This is a genomic window from Candidatus Parvarchaeota archaeon, from assembly GCA_016866895.1.
Classification (GTDB): Archaea; Micrarchaeota; Micrarchaeia; order Anstonellales; family VGKX01; genus VGKX01.
The window spans coordinates 1-4,253 of the sequence record VGKX01000109.1 but is presented as its reverse complement, the minus strand read 5'-3'; the positions used below and the strand labels follow the sequence as shown (position 1 = coordinate 4,253).

6 protein-coding genes are annotated in these 4,253 nt (G+C 50.4%); all 6 read right to left on the bottom strand.

Features of this window, described 5'->3' with window-relative positions:
- Nucleotides 1-263: 30S ribosomal protein S7 (locus tag FJZ26_04555; GenBank protein ID MBM3229675.1), on the bottom strand; the 263-nt coding region annotated here is incomplete at its 3' end.
- Nucleotides 264-317: 54 nt separating this feature from the next.
- On the bottom strand, nt 318-746 hold the full coding sequence (locus tag FJZ26_04550; GenBank protein ID MBM3229674.1) for a 30S ribosomal protein S12: 429 nt from the start codon (nt 744-746) through the stop codon (nt 318-320).
- Nucleotides 747-903: 157 nt separating this feature from the next.
- Entirely contained in the window at nt 904-1,326 is a 423-nt protein-coding gene (locus tag FJZ26_04545; protein ID MBM3229673.1) for a NusA-like transcription termination signal-binding factor, read from the bottom strand.
- A 22-nt stretch (nt 1,327-1,348) separates the two neighbouring features.
- Nucleotides 1,349-1,705, bottom strand: a complete 357-nt coding sequence (locus FJZ26_04540; protein MBM3229672.1) for a 50S ribosomal protein L30e — start codon at nt 1,703-1,705, stop codon at nt 1,349-1,351.
- 195 nt (nt 1,706-1,900) lie between these two features.
- Nucleotides 1,901-2,899, bottom strand: a complete 999-nt coding sequence (locus FJZ26_04535) for a DNA-directed RNA polymerase subunit A'' (protein ID MBM3229671.1) — start codon at nt 2,897-2,899, stop codon at nt 1,901-1,903.
- A gap of 41 nt (nt 2,900-2,940) precedes the next feature.
- On the bottom strand, nt 2,941-4,253 hold a 1,313-nt coding region (locus tag FJZ26_04530), incomplete at its 5' end, for a DNA-directed RNA polymerase subunit A' (protein MBM3229670.1).

Here is a 4,253-nt window from a genome sequence, read left to right as displayed (position 1 = left end):
ATTGCCTTTAGTTTTTTTCCGGACAGCTTGCCATGCGTCCTTATGACTTTTCCTGAGGTTTTTTCACCAGTGCCGCCTCGCATTAGCTTGTTTACAAGCCGCTCGACAATGTTGACGCCCCTTTTTTCAAACTGCTTTTTTGCGTGCCTGCCAAACGAGTGCGGAACTTCCACAGGCTCAAGGCTTATGCAGTTTTTAAGGCTTGGGTCCCTGACCTCAACGCCTGCAAAATCATATTTTCCGAAAAGTTTTTCGCCTTCCATTTTCCCAACCCCAAAATTGATAATCCTAGTTAAACTGCAATGCCAAGGCTGTTTTTACCTCTTTGGCTTCTCCTTCCTCTTTTGGACAAGCATCTGCAGGTCAACGCCGTTTACCTTTATGACCTTGTAGCGCACACCTGGAATGGAGCCCATCTGGCCCCTCTGGCTTCCGCCAAGCCCGTCAACTTCAACCTCGTCATGCTCGTCTATGTAGTTGATGGCACCGCTTCGTGGCGCAAAGGCTGTGATTACCTTGCTGTTTTTAATAAGCTGGACCTTGACGCACTTTATGAGGCCCGAGTGCGGCTGCTTTTGCTCAAGTGCTTTTTTCTCCATGACAATTCCCTTTGCCTGAGGCGTGCCTTCAAGCGGGTCGTACTTTTCCTTGAGCTTGAGCTTCCTGCGCTTCCATGGCTTTTTGAGCCAGCGCTGATGTTTTCTTCTCCTTTGCACGTCCCTGCCCGCGAATTCGCCGTTGCCCATAATAATCATCCTCGAAATTGTTGCCTTGTTTTACTTCAATTCAATTTTTGTTTTCTTGTTTTATCTTTCCCTGTTCTTTTCATTTCAAATGCCGGATTAAATTATAATACCAAACCTTTTTTATCATGTCTTTAAAGTCGCAAGAAGGCCTGAAAATTCATTTGCTTAGAAGCTTCAGGTCACAGCCAAACCTGCGCATCAGCATCGAGCGGTTCAGCTTGACCCTCTCCCCGCTTTTTCCTATCGAGGCCCCGCGGTCTGATTCATCAACAGTCACATACGCAGTGCGGGTATTGAGCTTCTCGTGCACATTGATGTTTGTGACGTTGATATTTGCGAACATGTTCTTTATAAATTGTTCCATGGTGTCAGCATCCTCGACAACATAAACGCTTTTCCCAAAGGCAGTGCGGGTCCTGTTAATTGAGCTTCCCTTGCGGCCTATCGCCTTTCCCAAGTCCCCCTGCTTCACAACAAAATAAAACGCCCCAGGATCAATCAGGCAGTCCTTGACAACTGTGCCTGTCAATTGCTCAAACAACGACATGCACTTGAGATGGTCCGATGTTAGCTCAACCATTGTTTCAACCGCTAGCCACTTTTCAGGAATTGCTTTCAGGCTTTGGCGCGCAAGACATTATGTCCGAGTTTCCAACCTGCAATACTGCTGCAGCTGATACTAGGTATGGCACGCCGCAAATCGCCCCAAGCTCCTTTGAGGGCTTCCCAAAATTTATTACTGGAACTCCGGAAAGCTTTGCATAGTGCCTGATGTCGGCTGCAAGGGACCCTGGCGCAGTGCTTGAAAGCACGATGGCTTTGGCCGCCCCGTCCAGAGCTGCCTTTACAACCTGCCTGCTGCCAAATATCACTTTTCCAGACTCAACGCTCATCCTGATTGATTTTGCCAAATCTGCCATTTGCATGCACCTCAAAAATCCTGTTGGGTTCCAATCCATTGCACCGGACCCGCGCAAAACTTCGCGCCGGCGCTTTTGGGGCCCGTAGGCCAAGTTTCCCCCGAAAGGACACTTTTAAGCAAAGTGGTTTTCCCATTTTGCCCTCATTCGCTTTTGATTATTGCGGATTGATTGTTTAATAATGTTGCGCCTGCGTCCCGTGACTTGCCTGCCAAAGCCAAGGGCGCGCCTGCTTTACTTGAGCTTCATTTTCAGCTTGACAAGGCCAGTGCCGACAGGCACAAGCTGGCCCACAATAATGTTTTCAGTGACCCCGATAAGCTTGTCATGCTCCCCGTGGATGGCTGCATTGATCAGGTGCTTCATGGTCTCCTCAAATGCCGCCCTTGCAAGCACTCCAGCCTTTTGGCCTGAAAGGCCGTGACGTCCAACAGACTTTATCTCCCCGTCCATTGTCATTGCATCGGCAAGAAGCATCAGGTGCCTTGAATCCACTGACAGGTTTTGCGATTCAAGGACGGCCCTAAGCTCGTTAACCAGGGAATTTCTTGCAGCCTCAACGCCAAAGACCTTTTCCACTTCCTTAACGTCGTTTGTATAAAGCCTTTCGGCATGCACCTTTGGGTGCTTGATTAGGGCAGCAAGATTGGAGCCTCCCGTCCTGATAAAATACTGGCCGTCCGAGGATTTTAGCACCATGGCTTTTGAGACATTTTCAACTCCCTTGATGTGAAGCTCCTTTACCTTTCCCGTGAAGCGGCGGATGGAGCGCAAGGATGCCGTCTTTGGCTTGATGGTAATGCTTAGGCCGTGCGACTCCATGTTGCCAATGGCGCTTTTCTTTATCGCCTTTTTGATTTCCTCAAGGTCAACGCCCTTTGCCTTCATCTCATCCTCGTCAATTTTGACGATTATTTTTTTCTCAGAAAAGTCCTCTTCTATGTCTGCAACCGCCCCAAGGGTGCACCTTCCTATTTCTTCTGCAACCTCGGCAGCCTTGCTTTCCGATTTTGCAAACTCTGACTTGAGATAAATGTCCATGAGCGGTTTTTTTGGCGTGCGCCTTGCATCCACAAGCTCAATGAGCCTTGGCAGCCCCGTCGGCACCTGCTCTGCAACACCTGCGTAGTGGAAGGTCCTCATTGTCATCTGCGTGCCAGGCTCCCCAATGGACTGGGCCGCAACAATGCCAGCAGCCTCGCCAACTTCAACCCTGCTTTTCGAATGAGCCATAAAATCTAACCCCTTTTTCAATTTTGGTTCCTGCACCAGGCCTAAACGTCAGTCTCCTCGCGAGGCTGGCTGTCGCCCTCTGCATTTGCAAACATGGTTTTCATCGGGTCTGCGCCATCGCCGCCAAAAGTATACTGGACTATTACCCCCCTTGAATCGCGGACAGACAAGTCCTGCGAGACTACAAGGTCCTGCAGCGCGTTTATGAGCCTGCGCTGCATGTAGCCGGAGCGTGCTGTTCTGATGGCAGTGTTGACAAGCGACTCCCTGCCACCCATTGAGTGGTGGTAGAAATCCCTTGGGTCAAGGCCGAACCTGAACGAGCCCATGACATAGCCTCTTGCAGAGCCGCCGATGTCCTGCCTTTTGTAGTGCGGAAGCGTGCGGCCCTTGAAGCCTCTTTTGACCCTCTTGCCTCGAACCGCCTGCTGCCCAAGCATCGCAGCCATCTGGATTGCGTTGAGAAGCGAGCCTCTGGCCCCGATTTTTGCCATGATGACAGACGTGTTTGTAAGGCCCAGGTCCTTTTCGACAATAGAGCCTGCCGACTCCCTGGCCTTCGAGGAAATCATCATAATCTTGTCCTCAAGGGACTCCTTGAGGGTCCGCCCCGGCTCGCGCACAAGCGTTTTGTTCTTGTACTGCATGACTGCCGTGTCGATTTCCCTGACAGACTGGGACTGCATGTCATGCAGCTTCTTTTGCGATTCCCCTGAGAGGGAATAGTTTGCAAGGGATACTGAAAGCCCCTGCATTGTGACAACCTTTACCGCCACCCTTGTTGCAGTGTCAATGAACCTTGCTGCGGCAAGCGAGCCGTGAGCGTGGAAAATCTTTTCAAGTATCTCGTTTTCAAAAGCCTTGCTTTCTATTGAGCCTTGTAGAAGGATGCCGTTTTTTATTACAATAGATTCGCCAAGCTTTGACTTTGCGATGTGGACATTAAGGTCGGAAGGAAGCATCATGGAAAAGAGAAGTTTTCCAGAGTAGTTTTTGCCCTTGTCCGGCTTTGGAAGCTTTGTTATACCGGCAATCGCAAGTAGCTGCGATGCTTCTGCAACAGTAAATTCAGCCCCGTCGCGCGTCAGGAAAAATGCTCCAGAAACGTGGTCCTCTTGCGGCTTGATGATTGCCCTGCCGTGGCGAGGAGATATGATTTGGTCCCTCACCTTCATCAGTTTTTGGGCTTCCACCCGCGCCTCCTCGGACTGTATGACATGGAGGTTCATCTCGTCGCCGTCAAAGTCCGCGTTGTATGGTGGGTTTACCGAAGGATTGAGCCTCAGCGTCTTTCCTGGAAGCACCTTGACTTCATGGCACATTATTGAGCAGCGGTGCAGGGACGGCTGCCTGT